Source organism: Streptococcus oralis ATCC 35037 (genome assembly GCF_900637025.1).
GTDB classification, from domain to species: domain Bacteria; phylum Bacillota; class Bacilli; order Lactobacillales; family Streptococcaceae; genus Streptococcus; species Streptococcus oralis.
This window is the reverse complement of sequence record NZ_LR134336.1, coordinates 753,814-777,481: the sequence shown is the minus strand read 5'-3', so window position 1 is coordinate 777,481 and position 23,668 is coordinate 753,814. Positions and strand designations below refer to the sequence as shown.

Annotated in this window: 19 protein-coding genes and 1 other annotated feature; of the genes, 2 read left to right on the top strand and 17 right to left on the bottom strand. The window is 41.0% G+C overall.

What is annotated here, in order from left to right:
• Positions 1-44: 44 nt before the first annotated feature.
• Positions 45-3,146: a DNA polymerase III subunit alpha gene (locus EL140_RS03915; protein ID WP_000561561.1), complete on the bottom strand. Its 3,102-nt coding sequence runs from the start codon at positions 3,144-3,146 to the stop codon at positions 45-47.
• Positions 3,147-3,559: 413 nt separating this feature from the next.
• Here EL140_RS03915 and EL140_RS03910 point away from each other — a divergent pair, with 413 nt between their 5' ends.
• Both EL140_RS03910 and EL140_RS03905 read left to right on the top strand, forming a co-directional pair.
• Positions 3,560-5,842: a Xaa-Pro dipeptidyl-peptidase gene (locus EL140_RS03910; protein WP_001212020.1), complete on the top strand. Its 2,283-nt coding sequence runs from the start codon at positions 3,560-3,562 to the stop codon at positions 5,840-5,842.
• A 520-nt stretch (positions 5,843-6,362) separates the two neighbouring features.
• A complete protein-coding gene (locus EL140_RS03905) occupies positions 6,363-6,833 on the top strand; it encodes an arginine repressor (protein WP_001043019.1) in 471 nt (156 codons plus the stop codon).
• A 35-nt stretch (positions 6,834-6,868) separates the two neighbouring features.
• Here EL140_RS03905 and EL140_RS09625 read toward each other — a convergent pair whose 3' ends face one another.
• The 16 genes from EL140_RS09625 to EL140_RS03825 form a co-directional block, all read right to left on the bottom strand.
• Positions 6,869-7,033 carry a hypothetical protein gene (locus EL140_RS09625; protein WP_000502578.1) on the bottom strand — a complete coding sequence of 55 codons (165 nt, stop codon included), beginning with the start codon at positions 7,031-7,033 and terminating at the stop codon, positions 6,869-6,871.
• Positions 7,034-7,042: 9 nt separating this feature from the next.
• Positions 7,043-8,353 carry a GTPase ObgE gene (gene obgE / locus EL140_RS03895; RefSeq protein WP_000061638.1) on the bottom strand — a complete coding sequence of 437 codons (1,311 nt, stop codon included), beginning with the start codon at positions 8,351-8,353 and terminating at the stop codon, positions 7,043-7,045.
• 71 nt (positions 8,354-8,424) lie between these two features.
• On the bottom strand, positions 8,425-8,559 hold the full coding sequence (locus EL140_RS03890) for a DUF4044 domain-containing protein (protein ID WP_000863851.1): 135 nt from the start codon (positions 8,557-8,559) through the stop codon (positions 8,425-8,427).
• A 29-nt stretch (positions 8,560-8,588) separates the two neighbouring features.
• Positions 8,589-8,777 (bottom strand): PspC domain-containing protein, encoded by a 189-nt coding sequence (locus EL140_RS03885; protein ID WP_000735790.1) that lies wholly within the window; start codon positions 8,775-8,777, stop codon positions 8,589-8,591.
• A 20-nt stretch (positions 8,778-8,797) separates the two neighbouring features.
• The gene (locus EL140_RS03880) at positions 8,798-10,123 is read right to left on the bottom strand and encodes a glycosyltransferase family 4 protein (protein ID WP_001219464.1); all 1,326 of its coding nucleotides are present in this window, start codon (positions 10,121-10,123) and stop codon (positions 8,798-8,800) included.
• Positions 10,124-10,131: 8 nt separating this feature from the next.
• Positions 10,132-11,175: a glycosyltransferase family 4 protein gene (locus EL140_RS03875; protein WP_000426715.1), complete on the bottom strand. Its 1,044-nt coding sequence runs from the start codon at positions 11,173-11,175 to the stop codon at positions 10,132-10,134.
• Positions 11,176-11,287: 112 nt separating this feature from the next.
• Positions 11,288-11,617, bottom strand: a complete 330-nt coding sequence (locus EL140_RS03870) for a metal-sulfur cluster assembly factor (protein WP_000331930.1) — start codon at positions 11,615-11,617, stop codon at positions 11,288-11,290.
• 14 nt (positions 11,618-11,631) lie between these two features.
• Positions 11,632-12,741 (bottom strand): RNA polymerase sigma factor RpoD, encoded by a 1,110-nt coding sequence (gene rpoD / locus EL140_RS03865; RefSeq protein ID WP_000201893.1) that lies wholly within the window; start codon positions 12,739-12,741, stop codon positions 11,632-11,634.
• A 2-nt stretch (positions 12,742-12,743) separates the two neighbouring features.
• Positions 12,744-14,504, bottom strand: a complete 1,761-nt coding sequence (dnaG, locus tag EL140_RS03860; protein WP_000227880.1) for a DNA primase — start codon at positions 14,502-14,504, stop codon at positions 12,744-12,746.
• 196 nt (positions 14,505-14,700) lie between these two features.
• Positions 14,701-15,459, bottom strand: a complete 759-nt coding sequence (locus EL140_RS03855) for an ABC transporter ATP-binding protein (protein WP_000125427.1) — start codon at positions 15,457-15,459, stop codon at positions 14,701-14,703.
• Positions 15,456-16,322: an ABC transporter permease gene (locus EL140_RS03850; RefSeq protein WP_000637255.1), complete on the bottom strand. Its 867-nt coding sequence runs from the start codon at positions 16,320-16,322 to the stop codon at positions 15,456-15,458. The genes EL140_RS03855 and EL140_RS03850 overlap by 4 nt, the downstream gene beginning before the upstream one ends.
• 65 nt (positions 16,323-16,387) lie before the next feature.
• On the bottom strand, positions 16,388-17,383 hold the full coding sequence (gene trpX / locus EL140_RS03845; RefSeq protein WP_000792186.1) for a tryptophan ABC transporter substrate-binding protein: 996 nt from the start codon (positions 17,381-17,383) through the stop codon (positions 16,388-16,390).
• A gap of 118 nt (positions 17,384-17,501) precedes the next feature.
• Positions 17,502-17,717, bottom strand: a binding site (T-box leader).
• 96 nt (positions 17,718-17,813) lie between these two features.
• Positions 17,814-20,510: a phosphoenolpyruvate carboxylase gene (gene ppc, locus EL140_RS03840; RefSeq protein WP_000058163.1), complete on the bottom strand. Its 2,697-nt coding sequence runs from the start codon at positions 20,508-20,510 to the stop codon at positions 17,814-17,816.
• A 23-nt stretch (positions 20,511-20,533) separates the two neighbouring features.
• Complete coding sequence (gene ftsW / locus EL140_RS03835; RefSeq protein ID WP_000703344.1) at positions 20,534-21,757, bottom strand: cell division peptidoglycan polymerase FtsW; 1,224 nt, start codon at positions 21,755-21,757, stop codon at positions 20,534-20,536.
• A gap of 187 nt (positions 21,758-21,944) precedes the next feature.
• Entirely contained in the window at positions 21,945-22,886 is a 942-nt protein-coding gene (prsA, locus tag EL140_RS03830) for a peptidylprolyl isomerase PrsA (protein ID WP_000728082.1), read from the bottom strand.
• Positions 22,887-22,953: 67 nt separating this feature from the next.
• Complete coding sequence (locus EL140_RS03825; RefSeq protein ID WP_000230403.1) at positions 22,954-23,667, bottom strand: O-methyltransferase; 714 nt, start codon at positions 23,665-23,667, stop codon at positions 22,954-22,956.
• Position 23,668 lies beyond the last annotated feature (1 nt).

Here is a 23,668-nt window from a genome sequence, read left to right as displayed (position 1 = left end):
ATTATACCACATTTAAATCGAAAATTCTTCTATTTTCCGTATTTTTAGCGATAAATCGTTTTCATAGCAATTCCCTCTAACTTTTCCTCTAGAGCAGAATCTTTTCTTACAAAATGTTGTGTAGAAACAACCGTTTTTCCTTCCTCTTCATACCTGATAATGACAGGGATTGGACCTTTGTATTGTTCTAGGATATTTGAAATCTCTTTATCGTATTCATGATTTTTAACTTGAATCCAGAATCGTTCTGCCACTGCTTCTTTCAAATCTTGTGCAATCATTTGCAGACGACCATCTCGAGATTGAACTTTGCCATTGATGTAGTAAAATTTCCCTTCGGATAAATTGGAAGCAAATTTTCTATATTGGTCTGAAAATACAGTTACATCCATCCGAGACTTACTATCATGAACCTGTAGAAAAGCCATACTCTCGCCTTTCTTGGTTCGAATCACTTTAATCTTTTGCACTTCAACTAGGAGAGTGGCTTGAGCTCCCTCGGTTAGATTAGTGATTGGAGTGGTCGGATATAGGGCTTGTTTGGCAAGAGTTTGGAGAGGATGGGGACTGATACCTACCCCAATCAGTTCCTGCTCTTTGTAAAATTTCTCTGCCTCAGTAAAATCATCAGCTTCAGTCCAACTATAATTTGTATCCGCAAAAAGTCCACCTAATTCCTCAACAAAAACAAATAAGTTTGGTAGGTTGACTAAGTTTTTCTGGCGATTCTTGTCAAATTCATCAAAAAGCCCTAGTTCAACCAAAGGCGTCAAAAGCGACAGTTTCTTGTAATTCTTGGGAAGACGTGTGACAAAATCTTCAATGCTTGAGAAAGGACGATTTTCAATAATCCAGTAAGACAAATCTCTCGGCATTCCCTTAATGGCTTTTAGACCCAGATAGATTTTCTTCTGAGCAATTTTATCATGATAGGGAATGCTGTTGATTGCTAAGGGAGCTACTTCAAAGCCCATCTGCAATGCATCTACAATGTAATCGCTGCTAGAATAGTTCAACATAACTTGAAAGAAAATAGCAGGATAGTGTGTCTTGAAATAAGCAAGCTGGAAAGCCAGCGCTGAGTAGGCATAAGCGTGGGATCGGTTAAATCCATAGCCGGCAAACTTTTCCATCACTGCAAAAACTTGGTTGGCCTTTTCTTCTGTATGCCCCAATTTCATAGCTCCTGTGATAAAATCTTCCTTCATCAGATGCATCTCTTTGGCATTTTTCTTACCCATGGCACGTCTGAGAATGTCGGCTTTACCAAGACTGAATCCTCCAAAGCGTTGAGCTACCTGCATGACCTGCTCTTGATAGAGCATAATACCGTAGGTTGATGAAAGGATGTCTTCTAAGGCAGGGTCTAACACCGTCACCTTTTCTTTACCATGCTTACGAGCGACAAAATTATCAATATAATCACTTGCCCCCGGTCTATTGAGGGATGTCGTTGCTACTACCTCTTCAAAGACTTGCGGCTGAACTCGTTTCAAGAGCCGAATGGCGCCAGGTTGTTCAAATTGGAAAATCCCCTTGGTATTTCCAGCAACAAAGAGGGCCAGAGTTTCTTTGTCTTCCAAATCAATATCTTCGATTTTTAGATGAACACCCTCTGACTCCGCAAGCAATTCCTGCATTTTTTGGACAAAAGTCAGGTTACGTAAACCGAGGAAATCCATTTTTAGAAGTCCATTGGCTTCAACACCATGAGCATCATACTGAGTGATGAGCATATCCTCACCATATTTTAGAGGAATGTAGTCCGTCAAGTCTTGGTCACTCATAACGACCCCAGCTGCATGGATAGAGGTCTGACGAGGATACCCTTCAATCTTTCGAGCAATCTCAAAAGCTTTTTGATATTCAATCTTACTATTGATGATCTGCCTAAACTGTAAATTCTTTTCATAGGCTGTCGTTAGCGTATCTCGGAAACTGATTTTTTTCGTAATATTTGTTAATTCGTACTCAGGGACACCATAACGTTTGAAAACATCACGAATTGCCTGTTTTGCTCCAAAGGTCGAATAAGTGACAATCTGTGCCACGTGTTGACTGCCATAGCGATCACGAACATAGCGAATGAACTCCGGCCTATAAAGGTCAGGGATGTCGATATCAATATCAGGCATGGTGTAGCGCTCACGATTTAAAAAGCGCTCGAAAATCAAGTTCTTCTCGACCGGGTCAATTCCTGTAATATCCAGTGAGTAAGCCACCAGACTACCAACAGCAGAACCACGCCCCATTCCCATATAGTAGCCTTGGGAGCGTCCAAAACGGAGCAAATCCCAAACTACAAGGAAATAATCGTCAAAGCCCATATCATGAATCACAGCTAATTCCTCATTCAGTCGCTCATGGTAAATAGCTGAGGTCAACCCCTTGTCACTCAAGCCTTGCTCAGCCCTCTCTCGAAGTTCTTCTACTGCTGGTCTTTCAGGATTAAAGCGAGGAAGTTTTAAACTTGGGTCGATTTGATAGCTTACATTCTCTATCAGACCTTGGAGATTGGCAAGCGCCTGAGGGAAGCGATTTTTAAACCGTGCTTCCAAGTCTGAGGCAGGTAAAAAAATCCCTTGTTGTGAATGCAGATCCACTTCTCTCAGACTGACATTGTCCTTGACTGCTGATAAGATTTGTAAAACTTGAATATCTTCTTTTTCAAAAGAGTTGACCTGATAGAGTGGAAGAATGGGGCTAGTAAAGACTTCTTGAGGAGTATCTGGACTAACACCGATAAAATAATCAACCCCCAAATCCAACTGTTCGACCCCATTAAAATAGGGAACAACAATGGCCACATCTTCGAGGTGGGAGGTGAAGTCAGACCAATTTTTCCGTCCAGTCATTTTTAAAGTGGATAACTTCATCAACTCTTGATAGCCTTTAGTGGATAGGGCTAGAAAACGAAGAGAAATATTCTCCTTATCTTTGATCAAGGTCATTTCAAGACCAATTAAAGGTTGGATTCCATATTTTCGAGTCACCTCTAAAAAATGATAAGCCCCATAGAGATTATCCACATCCATGATAGCAAGGTGAGAATAGCCATACTCTTTAGCCATTTGTACATATTTTTCAATCGAAACCACACTTTCCATAAAACTATAAACAGTCTTGGTGTCGAGCTGTGCAATCATTACTTCTCCTCCTTGCTTTCGTTTTACTACTATTATACCATTTTAAGCTGGATATTGAAGCAACTCTGCACTTTCTTTTCAATATCATCAGTTACAAACTTCTTCTCTTCTTACTGTTAAATTCTTCATTTTTCAAAGGAAGGAAACAAAAATTAATATTATATAATAGTTTTTAATGTAAATTTAGATATATTTATACCAAACGAAGAATAATAAAGATAGGAGTTATATGCAGTTTTACATATAAAAATCTCTAGAAAAAGGCTTACTTCTATGATATTTATTCAGCATTTTATAATAACTTACCAAATAGATATGCTGGTTTAAGAAATTTATTTCATTTAAGTTTATTTATTCCATTTTTCCCTCTTTTTTGATATAATAAATTCAGTCTGTTTTCAAAGGAGAGAAACATGCGTTTTAATCAATTCAGCTACCAACCAACCACTAGTTCTCAACGATTTGAGGAATTAGAAGGTCTTGGTCTAAAGCTGTCACCCCAACTGTCCTTAAAAAGACAGTTTGAAGACTTCATTCGTTGGAGTTTTTTCACTTATTCTAACACGGATTATGCCTTGTCAACTTTGGCTGCGGATAAAGAAACAGATTTAGTAACCTTTTTCCAGTCAGACCGTGAGTTAACTGCGGAGATTTTCTACACAGTAGTTTTTCAACTTTTAGGATTTAGCTATCTTGTTGACTTTGAGGATGCCGAACAGTTCCGTAAAGAAACTGGTTTTCCTATTGTTTATGGAGATCTCATTGAAAATCTTTATCAATTGCTCAATACGCGAACGAAAAAAGGAAATACGCTCATCGATCAGCTTGTTAGTGATGGACTCATTTCAGAAGATAATCACTACCACTACTTTAACGGTAAGAGCTTGGCTACCTTCTCTACTCATGATGTCATTCGTGAAGTCGTGTATGTCGAGAGCCGTGTGGATACTGATAAAGATGGACTCCCTGATTTAGTCAAAGTCAGCGTTATCCGCCCACGTTACGATGGTCAAGTACCTGCTCTTATGACTGCCAGCCCTTATCACCAAGGGACCAACGACAAAGCCAGTGACAAGGCTCTCTACAAAATGGAAGGGGAGCTTGAGGTCAAACTGCCCCACACCATTGAACTTGAGGAACCTAAGCTGAATTTAGTCGGACCTCATAGTCAAGCAGAAGTCGTCTCAGAAGCTGAAGAAAAGCTATCTCATATCAATAGCTCATATACTCTAAATGACTACTTCCTCCCACGTGGATTTGCCAATCTCTATGTATCGGGTGTTGGAACCAAAGATTCTCAAGGACTCATGACTAATGGTAACTACCAGCAGATTGAGGCCTATAAAAATGTCATTGATTGGCTCAATGGTCGTTGCCGTGCTTTCACGGACCACACGCGCAAACGCCAAGTCAAAGCTGACTGGTCAAACGGCAAAGTCGCAACAACAGGTATTTCCTATCTAGGTACCATGTCCAATGGTCTCGCCACCACTGGTGTTGATGGCTTGGAAGTGATCATCGCAGAAGCAGGTATTTCCTCTTGGTACAACTACTATCGGGAAAATGGTCTAGTGACCAGCCCAGGGGGCTATCCAGGTGAGGATTTTGACTCACTTGCTGAATTGACCTACTCTCGCAACCTCCAAGCTGGTGACTATATTCGTGGCAATGAAGCTTATCAAGCAGACTTAGAAAAGGTTAAAGAGAAACTCGATCGCAAGACTGGTGACTACAATCAGTTTTGGCATGACCGCAACTATCTGCTCAATGCTCACAAGGTTCAAGCTGAGGTCGTCTTTACGCATGGTTCCCAGGATTGGAACGTCAAACCTCTTCATGTTTACCAGATGTTTCATGCCCTTCCTAGCCATATCAATAAGCACCTCTTTTTCCATCATGGTGCCCATGTTTATATGAATAACTGGCAGTCGATCGACTTCCGCGAGTCCATGAATGCCTTGTTAAGTATGAAATTGTTAGGACTTGACTCAAGCTACCAACTTCCGACTGTCATTTGGCAGGACAATATCGCACCGCAAAAATGGCAAGGTCTTGATAACTTTGGCAAACAGGATGAACTGCATACCTTCTCTCTTGGTAATGAGGAAAAAGTGATTCAAAACCAGTATGATCAAAAAGATTTTGATCGTTATGGTAAGACTTACCAGACCTTCAACACCGAACTTTACCAAGGAAAAGCTAATCAGATCACCATTGACCTTCCAGTAAGTCAAGACATTCACTTAAATGGGCGAGTAGAGCTAAAACTTCGTGTCAAATCAAGTACAAACAAGGGCTTATTATCAGCCCAACTGCTAGAACTTGGACAAAAGAAATATCTGCAGCCTTATCCAGCGGTTTTAAGTGCTAGAACCATTGATAATGGCCGTTACCACATGTTAGAAAATCTCTGTGAACTGCCATTCAACCCAAGTGCCCAACGTGTCATCACCAAAGGCTACCTTAATCTTCAAAATCGAACCAATCTCTTGACGATTGAAGAAATCCAACCAAATGAATGGATGGACTTCAAGCTAGAGCTTCAACCAACTATCTACAAACTTAAAAAAGGAGATACTCTCCGTTTGGTTCTCTACACCACAGACTTTGAGATTACAATTCGAGACAATACAGACTATCAGTTGACTGTTGATTTAGCACAGTCTAGTCTTATCCTACCTTGTCAAAAGGTATAATCTACCAGACTTTCAATATGGAAGGATTCAAAGGAAAAGTCAATGAATTTGACCATTGAACTTCCTATAACCAAAGTTTTCCACTTGAACAGTCGAATCAGACATAAACTTTGTATCAAATTCAGTTCATCTGAAAGCATTTTAGAAGCCCCTAGACGGAACTTGGACAAAAGATACTCCCTCTAACCAACATGTGTAACCATTTATCATACACGCTACCAGACCACATGTTGGAAATCTCTGTGAATTACATTTAGAGTAAATTCACAAAACGCCGTGACAAAAAGCTACCCAAATTGAATGATTCACTGTCATTAAAGAACATCAATGTAGATGAACGAATCGCTACCCAGTTTATCTGCACCCAACTAGTGAAAAGTTAAAAGAAGGAGAATCTCTCCATCTAGTTCTTTATCCTACTGACTTTAAAATCATCATACGTGACAATACCGCCTACCACCCGACTGACGTTTTCGTTCAGTCCACGCTTACTGTACCTTTTAAAAGGAGTACTTACTTTATGAACAAATCAGAACACAGACACCAACTTATCCGCGCCCTCGTTTCAAAAAACAAAATCCATACGCAAGCTGAATTACAAGCCTTATTAGCGGAAAATGATATCCAAGTTACTCAGGCTACCTTATCACGCGATATCAAAACTATGAACCTTTCAAAAGTGCGCGAAGAGGATAATTCTTACTATGTGCTAAATACAGGCTCTATCTCCAAATGGGAAAAACGTCTTGAAAATTATATGGAAGATGCTCTTGTTATGTTGCGTCCGGTGCAACACCAAGTTATTTTGAAAACTTTACCCGGTTTAGCCCAATCATTTGGATCTGTAATTGATTCCTTGGCTTTTCCAGATGTCGTTGCAACCCTTTGTGGAGACGATGTCTGCATGATTATCTGTGAAGATGCTGCAAAAGCGCAGGCTTGTTTTGAGAGTCTTAAAAAATATGCGCCGCCATTTTTCTTTAGTGAATAAAACAAATCCCGTGATTAAAAGATCACGGGAATTTTTTATTTCTTTGACTGTGTTTCTTCTTTCTTTGTACGCGCCAATCGAAGAGCACGTTTAGGATTGAGACGATTAAACAATTCTTCTAGTTTCTTTTCATTCCACACATCTGCTGCAGAAACAAAATTGCCATCTGCATCTCGGAATGATATCGGTTTATCTCCCATATCAATCTCCTAGTCTACAAATTCAAACTCAAATTTACCGATGCGGACCAAGTCGCCATCTTTGGCGCCACGTGCACGAAGGGCTTCGTCAACCCCCATACCACGAAGCTGACGGGCAAACTTCATGACCGATTCGTCACGGTCAAAGTTGGTCATGTTAAAGAGTTTCATTAGTTTTTCACCAGAAAGTACCCATGTCGCATCATCATCACGACTAATCTCAAAGGCTTTTTCTTCCTCGTCAAAGCCATAGTAAGTCTCTTCTTCCATATCGGATTCATCATAAATCGGGAATTCTGGAGTCTTGTCTAACAATTCAGCTGTCGCGTCCAAAAGAGTCGCCAACCCTTGCTTGGTCAATCCAGAAATTGGGAAAATGGCTGGAAGTTCCTCAAACTCGTCGTAGTTTGCAGCCAACTTTTCCTTGAAAGTTTTCAGATTTTCCTGACTTTCAGGCATATCCATCTTGTTGGCCACGATAATCTGTGGACGTTCCATGAGACGAAGATTATAGGATTCCAATTCCTTATTGATAGCAAGGTAGTCCTCATAAGGATCACGTCCTTCACTAGCTGACATATCGATGACATGGAGGATAACTCGAGTGCGTTCGATATGACGAAGAAACTGGGTTCCAAGACCAACACCTTGACTAGCCCCTTCAATCAAACCTGGAAGGTCTGCTACTGCAAAAGATTCACCTGACTGCGTACGAACCATACCCAAATTAGGAACAATTGTCGTAAAGTGGTAAGCACCGATTTTAGGTTTAGCTGAAGTGATAACACTAAGCAAAGTTGACTTTCCGACAGATGGGAAACCGACTAGACCAACATCTGCTAAGATTTTCAATTCCAGTTGCAACTCACGTTCTTGTCCTGGTTCTCCATTCTCAGAGATTTCAGGTGCAGGATTTTTTGGAGTGGCAAAACGGATATTTCCACGACCACCTCGACCACCATGAGCCACGATAAATTCTTGACCATGTTCAATCAAGTCTGTGATGACTTTACCTGTTTCCGCATCACGTACAGTAGTCCCCTGTGGCACGCGAACACGTAGATCTTCTGCACCACGTCCGTGCATTCCTTTGGTCATTCCTTTTTCACCGGAATCAGCCTTGAAATGACGGTTATAGCGGAAATCCATCAAGGTACGTAAGCCTTCGTCTACCACGAAAACAACGTTACCTCCACGTCCACCATCACCACCCCAAGGACCGCCATTAGGGACATATTTTTCACGGCGAAAGGCAACCATGCCATCGCCACCATTACCAGCCTTGACCTTAATCTTGGCTGTATCTAAAAACATACTCATATTTTCTTCTCACTTTAAAAAGGCTGGGGAGAACCCAGTCATTAGTTATTGTCTCTATCCTCGTAGCTTGCTTAGAATCTACTGAAAGCTCCAAGCGCAGTTGCAAAGATACCAGCAAGGGTTACAAACAACATGATGAGCACGACAACAAGTGTCACCTTTTCAAACAAAGTTTTTTTACGTTTTCCGTTATCTCCAAAAGCCATAACTTCTCCTTTTTCTATATAATTCTAATTTAATATTCTGTTGAAACTGGTGCAATCAACCATAAAATGATATAAGCAAGGACTCCTGTCCCATAACAAAATGCAAGAACAGCCCAAATGACACGAACAATTGTTGGATCGATATCAAAATAATGAGCAACTCCTGCGCATACTCCACCAATTTTTTGATCTTTCCCGCTTCTCATTAATTTTTTCATTTTTTCTTCCTCTTATTCTATTATTTGAATTCGTCTCTCCAATAATCTCTGATGCTAGACAATTGTTTTCGAGACGCTCTTAAAATACGCTTGGATTCTTTTACTGGGCTTGTAACAGCTTGTTGAGGTAGATAGAGAATCGTTTTTAAGAAGCGCTGAGTGACAGGTTGTCCATCATGTAGCTCATGTTCAAAGTTATTTGAGATAATGGCATCAAGGTAAAACTCATGAACTCGTTTCCCAAAATTTTCAGCCGAAATCTCGTACAACTTATCAGCCAACTTTTGTTCAGACATATCAGGAGTAGCGATCAATGCTTCAAGGATAGCGCCCGCAAGCTCTCGTTCTCCATAGTAGAGGGTCCCAAACATTTTATCATTGATCAGATTTTCAAGATAGGGATTGCCATGAGCAATAACAGGCGTTCCACTGGCTAGACTTTCTAGATAGGTTAAACCCTGAGTTTCACTCGTAGAGGCTGAAATAAAGAAATCAGCTGCTTTATAGTACAAGGCTGTCTCACTCGGAGCAATCATACCTGTAAAAATCACATGTTTTTGTATGTTTAATTTCTCTGCTTGTTCTTTCAGACTGTCCAGATAAGGTCCGTCTCCAGCAACAACCAACTTCACCTTGTCTTCTTCTTTCAATACCTCAGCAAAGGCAGCTAAGACTGCTTGGATATTCTTCTCATAAGAAATACGCGAAAGGCTCAGCAGCATTTTCTCGCCTTCCTGAATACCTAACTTCGAACGAAGCTCTTGTAAGTTTTCCTCTTTGATCTCAGGTCGTTCAAACTTAGCCAGCTCAATTCCAGTTGGGATGACACGCTTTTCAACCTTGACTTTGTATTTCGCTAAAAGGTCACGAACAATCTCACTAGGGCAAACCACACCATCTACATCATGAAGGAAGCCTCGTACCAAATATTTTACCATACTCGGACGAATTAGCATGCCCTTAGCAATGTAATGCACATAGTCTTCATACTGGGTATGGTAGGTATGAATAACTGGAATTTTCAATTCTCTCGCAATCCAAATTCCTAACAAACCAAGAGAAAATTCTGTCTGGGTATGAATGATATCGAGTTGATACTGTTTGGCAATTTCAAGCGCCTTTGTAAAACCTCGGTAGGCAAATCGTCGATCCTTAAACGCAAAGAAAGGGACACTCGGAATGCGAATAATTTGCCAATCCTCGTATCGGTTTACGTCTTTATCAGTCGTTGTAAAGATAAAAACTGCATGCCCCTGCTTTTCAAGCTCAGTTTTCAAAGTCCGAATACTAGTCGCGACCCCGGAAACCTGAGGGAAATAGGTATCTGTAAATAAACCAATTCGCATAAATTACCTCACTTTTTGCCCAAAGCAGCCTGTTCTCGATAAAATTTTAACCAGATTTCCAACAAATGCTCCTCAGAGTACTCTTTGGAGATCTCACGAGCTTTTTCTTTCAAGTCCTTTAAAGCTTCAGGGTCATTCTTGTATTCTAGGATTGCTTCTCTCATCTCGGAAACATCACTTGTAGCACGATAATTCCCATCAAGAATAACCTTATACAGATCCAAATCTCTTAACATAATAGGAGCCTCGCAACTAGCGGCCTCTAAGATGGTCATAGGGAATAATTCATTGTAACTTGGTAGCAAGAACAGATCCGCCATAGCGTAAAGTTCCCGCATCCGTTCGGGTGACACAATTCCAGGGAAAATAAGATTTTCAGGTGGATTGTCCATTATCTTCTTGTAGCGTTCATAACCATCTGTCATCCCACCAAATGAAAAACCACCTGCCCAGATAAAGGTAATTTCTGGCAACTCCTCAGCAAGACGGATAAAATCATCAACCCCTTTACGTTTCTGAACTTGACCCGCACCGATAACGACAAACTGATCTTCCGCAAGATCCATTTCCTTCCGGAGTTGTGCAACCTGTTCAGCTGGTAATGGATGCCATTTTTCTTTGTTTACAAAATTTGGAATATAAGTTACTTTTTCACGCGGAATACCAGCAGCCACTAAATCCTCGATAAACATGGGATTGACCACCACTAAGTGTTCCATTCGGTTGTAAAAGGAAAAAACATAACGTTTGACAATTCCTTTTAGGAAAAATGGAATCTTCAAACTCCCCTCAAGCGTATCAGGCAAAAAATGCACATAGCCAATTTTTCTCCCAGAGCGTTTCTTTTGGAAAGTAGATAAATAATAGGGGAAATCAATGGTATGAAAGTGAGTTACATCCGCTTCTACAGGAAGATTCTCTGTAACAATCAACTGGTCTTTGGCATCACGGTGAAGGAGACTAACCAATTCTCTATAAGCTCCTGACACTCCTTGACCAGCTACTTTTTCACTTGAACTTAGCATATTAATACGCAATTTTTCGTTTTCCATACCTCTCATTATACCATTTTATTTCCAGAAAATCAGCAAAAGAAAGAAGAGACCAAAGGAAAAAGGATAAAATTACCTTATTTTCCAATCGTCTCTCTCATTTTTTTAGTCTTTATTTAATTCCTAGGGCGATACGCGCGTATCGACTCATTTTTTCAACCGTCCAAGCTGGATACCAGACCAATTTAACTTCGGTATTAGTTACCTCAGGCACATCTGTCATCGCATCATGTATCTGGTCTGTCAAAAGGTCAGCCAGTGGGCAGCCCATAGTTGTCAAGGTCATATCAATTTCAGTGTGACCTGTTTCACCATCAAAACGAATTTCATAAATCAAACCTAGGTTGACAATATCAATCCCCAACTCAGGGTCGATGACTTCTTCCAAAGCATTTAAAATGCGTGTTTTGATCGTTTCGATTTGCTCTTCTGTATAAGCCATGTTATTCCTCACTCTTAGTCTTCAATAAAATCACGAAGCGGTTTGCTGCGACTTGGTTGACGTAGTTTTCTCAAAGCCTTGGCTTCGATCTGACGGATACGTTCACGAGTTACGTTAAAGACTTTACCAACATCTTCAAGGGTACGCATTTTCCCATCGTCCAGCCCGAAACGAAGGCGCAGAACGTTTTCTTCACGGTCTGTGAGAGTATCCAAGACTTCATCCAACTGCTCACGCAAAACGATACGAGTTGTGTAGTCTACTGGATTTTCAATCACTTCGTCTTCAATAAAGTCCCCAAGATGGCTATCGTCCTCTTCACCAATCGGTGTTTCAAGTGATACTGGTTCTTGAGCGATTTTCAAGATTTCACGGACCTTGTCAGGAGTCATATCCATACGCTCAGCGATTTGTTCAGGAGTTGGATCTTGTCCCAATTCTTGAAGGAGATTACGCTGTTCACGGACAAGCTTGTTAATGGTTTCTACCATGTGGACAGGGATACGAATGGTGCGGGCTTGGTCAGCAATGGCACGAGTGATCGCCTGACGAATCCACCAAGTTGCATAAGTAGAAAACTTAAAGCCTTTTGAATAGTCAAATTTGTCAACAGCCTTCATCAAGCCCATATTTCCTTCTTGAATCAAATCAAGAAACTGCATGCCACGACCTACGTAGCGCTTCGCGATCGAAACCACCAAACGAAGATTGGCTTCTGCAAGACGTTGTTTGGCTTCGATATCACCAGCTTCAACAGCTAAAGCCAATTCTTTTTCTTCTTCGTTGGTCAAGAGAGGAACGACCCCAATTTCCTTCAAATACATACGGACAGGGTCATTAACCTTAGCAGAGGTTGAGCCAATCAAATCCTCATCACTGAGTTCAGGCTCTTCTTCTGTACTAAGGACACGTGCACTTGGATTCCCTTCGTTATCCGTAATAGAAATGCCAGCATCCTGAATCCGTTGCAAAAGGTCTTCAATGCCGTCTGCATCTAGGGTAAAAGGAATAACCAGACTTGAATTGATTTCGTCATCTGTTGCTGTTCCTGTTTTTTTGTGGTTACGGATAAAGTCTGCTACTTGCACATCAAATGTGGTTACTTCTTTTTGTTTTGTTGCCATTATTACTCCATTCTTCTCTTTTGGGAAATCAATCGTTGCAATTCTTCCAAGGCTGTGTCTGTATCTCCTACATGGCTAGCTTCCTGCACTTTCTTTTTAATTCTTAAGTTGTCCTTGCTGAGGAGGGCACGATTTCGAGTCGCTTCGACTTCCACTAGCTCTTGAGGCAACATCTCAGCTGGCAAATCCAGACTAAGCACGTGGTACCAAGCATTTTCAACCTCAGGCGTCTGATGAGACAGTTCCTCTGAACCGATTTCTCCCTCTGCACTTAATAATTCGTAAAGAATTTGAAATTCTGGGGTATCAAAGAAAAAATCTTCTCTTAATCGGTAGTCATTTAGAACAACTGGATTCTCAGCCATCCTATAGAGGAGATGAGCCTCTGCTCTCATGACTGCTGTCAGTTGCCGCGTTACAGGTAAACTAATCGCTGCTGGAGGTTGCTCCTCTTTGACTCTTTCCTGCCTTTGAACAATGCGACTTTCATTTACAATCTGCTCCACCTGCTGGTAATCAAAAGAAGGTAGATTATCCGCCAGAATGTGGATATAAGAATTCTGGGCAGTGATAGACTTTTCTTTGGCGATTAGGGGGGCAATCTTTTCAATGAACTCGATTTGCGCCTGTAAGTTATCACTATTTTCCGGCTTGAGCTGGTGAATATAGAACTCTATGGGACTAATCCGAGTCTTGGTTAAAAGGTAAGCCAGGTCTTCAGCAGAATTCTTTTGCAAATACTCATCTGGGTCCATGGCATCAGGTACTCGGACAACTTCCACTGAGAAATCTTTTAATTCTTCCAGAGCTTTGGCTGTTGCTGCCTGCCCTGCCTTGTCGCCATCATAGCTGAGAACAATTTTTTTGGTAAAACGTTTGAGGTGGTCAACATGCTCCTTGCTTAAGGCTGTTCCCATGGAAGCCACAGCATTTTCTATGCCAGCACGGTAGGCTGCAATCACATCCATGAAGCCTTCCATCAGATAGAGCTCTGTGATCTTACCTGTTCCCTTTTTTGCCTTGTCCAAATGATACAATTCATAACTCTTATTAAAAATTGCAGTCGAACGGCTATTTTTATACTTGGCAGTCTGATTATCTGTTTCTTGCCAAATACGACCTGAAAAGGCAATGACCTGCCCCTTGTCATTGGTCAAAGGAAAGATGATACGTCCAAAAAAAGTATCATAAAACTGATTGCCATCTGACAGATAAAACAAGCCCGAATCCAATAAATCCTTTTCCTCGAACTTGTCAGCCAAACGTTGATAGAGATAGGTTCTCTCTGCTGGAGCCAGTCCAATCTGGAAATGCTTCAGAACATCATCTGTCAATCCGCGTTTGTAGAGATAAGCCCTTGCTTCTTCTCCCATCTTGGTCGTCATGAGGATTGCATGGTAAAAACGAGCAGCTTCTTCATGCATATCATATAGAGCTTGATGAGGGGAAGCCTGATGAGGACGAGACTGTACAGGCATGGCTAGTTGAATACCAACTCGCTCTCCTAAGAGCTGAACGGCTTCCATAAAGGACACGCCTTGGTATTCTTCGATAAACTTAAAGACATCTCCTGAACGACCACAGCCAAAACAGTGATAAAACTGCTTGTCTTCCACAACGTTGAAAGAGGGGGTCTTTTCACCATGAAAAGGACAGAGCCCTAAATAGTTCCGTCCAGCCTTTTGTAAAGAAATCACATCACCTATGACTTCCACAATGTTGGCATTGTTTTTGATTTCTTCAATGACTTGCTTGTCAACCATACACAATACCTCCATTTTATCATAGTTTCACGTAAACTAGTATAGCTTATTTCTGAAAAAAAGTAAACCATTTCATACGCTTTCCGTAATTCTCTTTGCCTTATTTTTCTAGATAGAAAGAGGAGATAAAAAACTCAGAAACACTTCCATGTTTCTAAGTTAATTTTCACTATTTTTTGATGATTACTTCACTCATCTATTCAAATAATTGATAGTAGTCTGAAATTTTCATCTGAGCTTTTTCTTCTTTATTGAGGTCTTGGATGATACGACCTTCCTTCATGACAATCAGACGATTTCCATACTTCAACGCATCCTCCATATGGTGGGTAATCATCAAGGCTGTTAGATGATCCTTGCTGACAAAGTCATCTGTTAACTCCATCAAGGCAACACTGGTCTTTGGGTCGAGAGCTGCTGTGTGTTCATCCAACAAGAGCAACTCTGGTCGCTTCAAGGTTGCCATCAAGAGACTCAAGGCCTGGCGTTGACCACCTGATAGAAACTCAATCGGAGTATCTAGATGCTTTTCAAGCCCATTTCCCACTTTTTCAATGGTAGCCTGAAACTCTTCCCGATGACTTGATAGGCTTCTAGGCAGGAGTCCTCTCTTCTCACCACGAAACTTGGCAATCAAGAGATTTTCCGCCACCGTCATACGAGGAGCCGTCCCCATCTTAGGATCCTGAAAGACACGAGACAAGTACTTAGCCCGCTTTTCAGGTGAAAAATGCGTCACGTCCTCGCCCATGATACGGATACTTCCACTTGTTAAAGGCAAGGTACCTGCAATAGTGTTAAAAAGCGTTGACTTCCCAGCTCCATTTCCCCCTAAGATGGTAATAAAATCATGTTCGAAAATTTCAAGAGAAACATCATTCAGAATGATTTTTTCCTCGTCAAAGCCATTCGTGATGACTTTGGTGGCATTTTTTAATTCTACAATTGCTGTCATTTGCTAAACTTGACTCCTTTCAGGTATTTGCTTTTGAAGGTTGGAATCATGAGACAAACTGCCAAAATCAAGGCGCTGTACAAACGAAGATAACTTGTATTAAACCCAAGAGCAATCACTCCCCAAACGAGGAATTGATAAGCAATAGACCCTACAACGATGGTCATGAGTCGCTCTGCCAGGGTCAAACTCTTGAACAAAACCTCACCAATAATCAAGCTAGCAAGCCCTACGACAATCACGCCGATTCCTCGAGAAACATCTGCATATCCTTCTTGTTGAGCAATTAAGGCTCCTGCAAGCGCGATAATCCCATTTGAGAGAACCAAGCCCATGAGTTCCATACGACCCGTATTGATACCAAAGCTACGAGCCATATCGGGATTGTCACCTGTAGCGATGTAGGCCTGACCTAGTTTGGTATCAAGGAAAAAGAGCATGAGACCAATTACAAGAGCTACAAAGATTAATCCAGTCAGGAGTTGATTGAGATCCGAATCAAAAGGCAAGACATCTTGAATTTGCTTGGTCCCAAGAAGCCCCAAGTTGGCACGTCCCATAATCATGAGCATGATGGAATGGCAGGAAGTCATGACTAAAATCCCTGATAAGAGAGTTGGGATTTTTCCTTTTGTATATAAGAGTCCCGTCGCCATACCAGCTAAACAGCCCGCTCCTACTGCAGCTAAGGTCGCTAAGAATGGATTGACTCCCTGTGTTATCAAGGTTACAGCTACTGCTCCCCCAAGAGGAAAAGAGCCCTCAGTAGTCATATCAGGGAAATTCAAAATTCGAAAAGTCATAAAGATTCCCAAACCTAAAATCGCCCAGACCATCCCCTGAGAAATAATGGATACTATCATAATCTTTCACTCATTTCTTTCTTTAGTAAAAATGGGAGGAGATGTGTCCAGCTCCTCCTTTATCTTTATTCAATCACTTGTCCTGCTTCTTTTAGAACGGACTCAGGAATGGTGATACCAAGTTCCTGCGCTAGTTTTTTATTAATCACTGACTTACCAGTTGAAAAGACATTAACTGGCGTATCAGCTGGTTTTTCACCTTTCAAAACTTTGGCAATCATCTTACCAGTAGCCACTCCAAGATCGTGTTGGTCAACTACTACAGATGCTAATCCACCTGCTTCTACCATGGCAGTAGCACTTGGGTAGATTGGCTTTTTAGCAGTTTGGTTGCTTGAAACAACTGTTGAGAATGCGGATGCGATGGTGTTGTCAATTGGAACCCAAATTGCATCGACCTTGCTTGTCATAACATTGACTGTTGAAGCAATTTCGTTAGTCGAAGGAACGGCAAAGGTTTCGACTGTCAAACCTGCTTTTTCAGCATAAGCCTTGAATTCTTCTACCTGTGTTTTTGAGTTATCTTCGCTACTTGAGTAAAGAGCACCGATTGTTTTGACATTTGGTGTCAAAGTTTTAATCAATTCCACTTGCTGTTCAGCTGGGTTGTGGTCTGACACCCCTGTAATGTTGCCACCTGGTTTTTTCAAATCTTTAACCAAGTTAGCACCGATTGGGTCTGTAATAGCAGCCATGATAACAGGTAGGTCTTTTGTAGCACTAGCAAGTCCTTGAGCAGCTGGTGTCGCGATCCCAACAACAACATCGTTTCCATTTGCTACCAATTGTTTACTCATGGTTGCAACCTTGCTCTGATCACCTTCAGAGTTCATAAAGTCGATTTTTACTTGGTCGCCCTTATATCCTTCTTCAGCTAGTCCATCTTGAATCCCTTGGTAAATCAAGTCCAAGGATGGATGACTAACAAATTGAAGGACACCAACCTTAGCGACCTTTTGCTCTTCCTTAGTTGCTGGCTTGTTCATTGATGAATAAATCAAGCTAGCCACCACCAATACTGCTAATCCAGCGACAATTCCAATCAAACGTTTATTTTTCATTTTTCTTTCTCCTTAATTCTTTTACCTTAACTTTTTAAATCACATCATCAAGCGATGCCATCGTTTAAATTCCAATATCTTTCCTCCCCATAGAAAAAGTCCTCACACAAAAAACTTGTGTGAGGACGTCGATGCGCGGTGCCACCTCAATTATAGGGAATATCCCTATCGCTCTTTCTCGCAATAACGAGTTGCACTGTAAGGTGTGCTCACCGAATTTTTATGATTTCAAATTCTTAAGTACATTCAGCCCAATTTCATCAATTTCATCTATCTGCTTTCACCAACCACAGACTCTCTAAAAAATGAGCATGATTACTTTCTGAATGTTTAAATTATATCATTTTTCAACTACTTGTCAAGCTTATTTTTAGAATTTTTTAAACAATTCAAAAACTTCCCCTTGAAAAAAGAGGAAGTTTGTAGAATATCAGCCTGAATTACGCAAACCAGTTGCAATTCCGTTGATAGTTGTATGGATCAGTTTTTCTTCGTCTGCCGACAATTCTCCGCGACGTTGACGTTTGATCAACTCCAACTGGATGTAGTTAAGGATATTAAAGTAAGGCATACGATAGTTTAGACTGTCTTTTAGGTAAGAGTTTTCTGCCAAGAGTTCGTCATAACCTTCGATAGCTAAAATAACGTCCTTAGTCAACTGCCATTCATCTAAAATAGTGTAGTAGATAGCTTGTACTTCTTCGTCTTCACAGAGCTTGGCATATTCAAAAGCAATATTCATATTAGACTTAGACAAGACCATGTCCACATTGGAAAGAAGAGATTGGAAGAAAGGCCAGTTTTGGTACATATCACGAAGGAACTCGATATTCTTTGGATCTTGATCAATAAACTCTTTAAAGCTTGATCCCACTCCGTACCAGCCAGGGAACATGACACGGCTTTGTGACCATGAGAAAACCCAAGGGATAGCACGCAAACCGCCGATTTCAGTGATGGTCTTACGAGCTGCTGGACGCGAACCGATATTGAAGCTTGAAATAGCCTTGATTGGACTTGATTCAAAGAAATAGTCATAGAAATGTTCATTTCCAAAGACCAAATCACGGTAGATATCATAACTACGGTCTACTACTTGGTCCATGATGGCTTCGTAACGATTTGACGTATTGGTATCACTCTTCTTCTTTGTAATCATACGGTTAATGGCAGCAGAAACCAGCATTTCAAGGTTATAGTAGGCTGCATCTTTGTTACCGTATTTATTTCCAATGACTTCTCCTTGCTCAGTCAGACGGATACGGTCCTTAATAGACTTGAGTGGTTGAGATGTGATGGCTTCATAAGTTGGTCCACCACCACGACCCACAGTACCACCACGACCATGGAAGAAAGTAACCTTAACGCCAAATTCATCCCCAATAGCAGTCAGTTGTTGTTGAGCTTTATAGAGAGTCCAACATGATGACAGGTAACCACCGTCTTTGTTACTATCAGAGTAGCCAAGCATGATTTCTTGGTAGTTGTCTTTTGAAGCAATCCATTTTTTAGCCAAAGGTAGAGAGAAATATCTTCTCATGGTTTCTTCTGAGTGATCCAAGTCCTCAATCGTTTCAAACAAGGGAACAATCTGAACGCGGGCTTTTTGGGCATCTACCAAGCCGACTTCCTTAAGCATAATGGCTAGTTCAAGCATATCGGATACACTGGTTGCGTGAGAAATGATGGTTTGACGAATAACATTTTCACCCAGTTTATCCTTCAACTTGCGCGCAGCTTTAAAGATAGAGAGTTCTTTTTCAAGCAGTTCTGACTTTTCAGCATGAGTCGCTGAGAGGATACGAGGATCTTCTTCCAACTCTTTTAAGAGGAGGGCACATTTTTCGTCTTCAGACAGATCGCTATAGTGGTCGTTGATTCCTGCGGATGCTAACAATTCTGCCACACAAGCTTCATGAACACTAGAATCTTGGCGCATATCAATAGAAGCAAGATAGAAACCAAAGATTTCGACAGCTTGCATCAACTCGACAAATTCTCCAGAAATCAGGTATTCCCCTTTGTTTTCAAGGAGAGAATCGCGAATGGCCAACAAATCTTGATAGAATTCATCTGCAGTGGCATATCTTGGCTGAAGATCCTTGTCTTCTATGAGATAAGCCTTGGTAGCCTGCATCTTAGCTTGGATGTCAAAGAGGGCACGACGATAGAGTTCTTTTTCGCGATAAATGGAGTTATCTTGTGACTTCAGCGCCATCTCACGAACCTTGTCGCTGACATTCACGATACTGGTTGAAAGTGAAAATTCACGATAAAGATTATAAATCTTTTCATCATAGTAGTTCATGATGACTTCGCACTGAGTCAAGGCTGATTTATTGAGGGTTTCCGCTGTTACGAAAGGATTTCCATCACGGTCTCCTCCAATCCACATCCCCATGGTAATTGGTTTTGGATGCTCAAGCTCGATACCTTGTTCTTTAGCCAATTTTTTATACTCAGCTGTCAAACGCGGAACAGCATTCAGGAAAGAACTTTGGTAGTACTCCATCACGTTGGTGATTTCGTTGGTTACTTTCAATTTTTTCTCACGAATCATGTCCGTCTGCATGATAATTTCAATGTAACGACGGAGATCCGTGTGCCATTTTTCTTTATTAATCAAACCAAGTTTGACATCACGGTACTTGCGCAAAAGCGTATGGATATGGTTGGTCAAGTCCAGCATACTCTTGCGTTGTACTTGCGTTGGATGAGCGGTCAAGACAGGAACGACATTTAACTTTTCTAAAATTTCGGCTGCATTTTCTTTTTCAGCTACCATCTTAATCGTTGTAGATAGTTTTCCTAGATAGTCTTGGTCCACATTGTTTTGGTGATTGATTTCATAGGCCAAATCCACATCCTCAGAGATATTAATCAAAAGTGGAAGGATTGAGAAATAGCGTGAAATGTAAATCATTTCTTCATTCGAAAGACTGGTCACTAGGTCATTGAGCCCTTGATAATTCTCGCTAGTTGATAATTCCTTCAACTGGATAATCTTTTCAAAGGTTTCTGGCGCTAGCATATTCTTTGTGATATCTTCTAATAGCTCAGTCAGAATCAAGACTTCTTCTTGGACGACTGCTTTATTACTATAGTTTTCTAATTTTTGAAGAGACATATACTTTCCTTTCCATTCAATCCTTACAGATTTTCATCGGTTTGATTCTCGTATTCTCTGATAAGTTTGGCACGTTTTTCACTTGCGTCAATGTTCAGTACAAGCGCGATGGCTACGGATAATACCAATAGACTGTTCCCACCTTGTGAAAGGAAGGGGAAGGTTACCCCTGTAGAAGGAATCAACCCTGAAATCCCACCGATATTGACAAAGACCTGAACAAGGATCATCCCTCCCACACCAATAGCAACCATAGAGTTAAAGGGATCCTTTGCTCGAATACCAACCAAGATGATTCGCAAAATCAAGAAGAAGAGTAAAGCCAAAATCATACTGGCTCCTACGAATCCAAACTCCTCGATGACAATCGAAAAGACGAAATCCGTATGGGCTTCTGGCAGATAACCACGTTTCTCAATGGAATTTCCTAATCCAAGTCCGAACCAGCCACCATTTACCATTGCATAGTAAGAATTTGCGAGCTGGTGTCCTGCACCCGCCAAGTCATTAAAGGGATTAAAGAAGGCACTAAAACGTTTAGCAACGTAACCAAATACAGGAATTTGAGAGAACTTTTCAACCCCAACAAAGCGAATGACAGACAAGACTAACATTGAGCTCCCTGCCAAGAGAGCCAAAATGGTCGAGAACCAACGATAGGCAATCCCACTAACCGTATACATGATGAGCGCCACCAAGACCAAGATGGTCGCATTTCCCAAGTCTGGGAAAATCCCCAAGCTACCAATCAGAACCAGCAGAACAAAACGCCAGTCATTAAAAGCTCGAGGTAGCCACTGATTCTGTGTCAAAACCTGGAAGTCATAAACCGCAATCTCACCTTGTTGTTTTGAAAATCGATGTGCCAGGTACCAGATGATGATAATCTTAAGGTACTCAGCAGGCTGAATCGTTACAGGTCCTACAGAAATCCATCCGTATGCTCCATTGACAGGTGTTCCGACCAGTCGCGCCAGAGCTAAAAGAACCATCTCCACAATCATTACGATAAAGATGAGACGACCGTTTCTTAGGAAACCTAATTTTAATTTATAGATTAAGGCAATCAGAATCAAACTAGCTATCCAGAAGATCCCCTGGTTACGCACCAATTGAAAGGCACTTTTTCCTTCTTCGATCAAGGTTGCACTCGTTGTCGAGTACACCACAATCAGCCCCAAAATCGATAAAAGGAAGTAAGGAATCAAAATGGAATAGTTTAGTAGGTGCCTTTTACTAATTTTCATATTTCACCACTCTAATAGGAACAGACGCTTCTGTTCCCAATTCCGTTTTATTTTCTAGTTTTGATTGCTATTATACCACTTTTTCAGAAAGAAAAAAACTCTTATCCTTTAATCCTTCGAATTTTACTCATTTTCTAGTATCAGGTATAAAAAAACAAATCTCTTTTGAGATTTGTTTTTTGCTTTCCTAGTTAGATGAAGAGCTGCTGCTTGAGCTTGAGTCACCACCACCGATGTATTGGGTGAAGATGTTTTGGAATGATTGGTCTTTAACCTTGATGTTTGCTGCTTGCAATTCTTTACCAATTACTCCTTGAACAAAAGCTGAATCATTTTGTTTTTGAGTCAAGATGATGGTCTTCAATTTTTCTTTGTAATCCTCTATATTAGAAGATTTTTCTGTTTTTTTCGTTACTTTGATGATGTAGAACTGACTACTGTAGGCTTGTGTTCCAGTAGCTGTAATCACATCAGAAACCCCGTTCACATCCAAGGCAAAGGCTGCTTTCTTGACTTGTTCTGGAAGTTCTGTAGAAGCAGAGTCAAAAGTGATTTCTCCACCATTTTCTTTTGTTTTATCGTCGTTAGAGTTGTCTTTTGCCAACTGAGCAAAATCCGCACCTTCTGCTTTAGCTTTCTCAAGTACTTCTTTTGCCTTGTCTTCATTATCCAAACGGATGATTTGAGCTGTTACATCTGGTGTGTAAGACTCAAAAGCTTTTTGGTAGGCTTCGTCTGTCAACTCGCTCTCTGCAGCCTTCTTAACCGCTAATTCAACCAATTTGCTGGTACGGATTTGAGCTTTACGAGTCTCAGGTGTCATACCTGCACGTTGAAGCACGCTGTTGTAGCTATCGCCGTATTTCTTTTGTTCTTCAGCAACGGCATCATCCACATCTTTATCCGTTACCTCCGACCCATATTGTTGTTCAAATACTTTTTGGATGGTCATATTGAGCAAGACTTGTTGTGCAGTTGGATTGTTCTTTACTTCTTCAAAGAATTGATGCTCTGTAATCACATCGCCCTTCATGCTGATCAAATCTTTTCCTTCAGAACTGTTTGAACAAGCTGCAAGTGTTGCTACTGATAAAAGTGTGATGGCTCCTGCCATAAGTTTTTTCTTCATGTTTACTCCTTTTACGGTAAGTGTTACCTTATCTATTTTACTATAATTTCTTAAATTTTTCTGAAAATCATTCGCTCTCAGGAAGCTCTACTTCTGCTAGATTCTTTCGTAGCATGAGAATGCCGTCTCCAAGCGGAACTAGAGTTGCTGTTAGATCTGGATTGTCCAAAGTTGCATCGAAAAGTCTTTGCAAACCACGGTAAATGGTTCGTTGACCTCGGCGGACTTCCATGATGTCCTTGGCAACATCTCCTCCTTGAAAAATATCATCCAAGACCACTACTCCACCGACTTCCAAATGTTTAAGGATTTCAGGCAGAAAGACGATATACTTGGACTTGGCCGAATCCATAAAGACAAAGTCATAAGTTTCTGTCAGAGTAGATAAAACATCTACTGCATCTCCCTCTAAAAGAGTGATTTGCTGACGACTGTCAAACTTGGCAAAGTTCTCCTTGGCAAAACCGATCATCTCAGGATTACGGTCAATGGTTGTAATCTTTGCATCTGGCGCATGTTCTGCCATCAAGAGGGCAGAAAAGCCAATAGCTGTCCCAATTTCCAAAATGTTCTTGGGCTGTATGGTCTCCATGAGAAAACGGAAATAAGCAACTGTCTCATGAGGAATGATGGGAATGTTCTCCTTGCGAGCGAAGGTCTCCAATTCTTTCAAAGAACCTATCACCTGCTTTTGACGCTGGCGCATGAGTTCTACGATTTCTTCCTTGACGACGGGACGTCGCATATTGTGATTGGCATTTTTACTATAAGACTCTACCATC